The 240-nt window shown below is 71.2% G+C and carries 1 protein-coding gene; it reads left to right on the top strand.

Features of this window, described 5'->3' with window-relative positions; all coding sequences use genetic code 11:
* A partial coding sequence (locus tag CVH10_RS23915; RefSeq protein WP_146143382.1) for an ATP-binding cassette domain-containing protein occupies window positions 1-240 on the top strand: 240 nt, incomplete at both ends.

Here is a 240-nt window from a genome sequence, read left to right as displayed (position 1 = left end):
CGCTCCTCGGGCCGAACGGAGCCGGCAAGACGACGCTGTTCTCGGTGATCACCCGCCTCTATTCGAACCAGGACGGCCGGGTCTCGATCCTCGGCCACGCCCTCGACCGGGAGCCGAGCCGGGCGCTCGCCCGCCTCGGCGTGGTGTTCCAGGCCCGCACCCTCGACACCGACCTCACCGTCGCGCAGAACCTCCTCTACCACGCCAGCCTGCACGGCATTCCCCGCAAGGCCGCCAAGG

Origin of the sequence: Halomonas sp. ND22Bw (genome assembly GCF_003011945.1) — a bacterium.
Lineage (GTDB): Bacteria > Pseudomonadota > Gammaproteobacteria > Pseudomonadales > Halomonadaceae > Halomonas > Halomonas halophila.
This window is presented reverse-complemented; position numbering and strand designations above follow the sequence as displayed.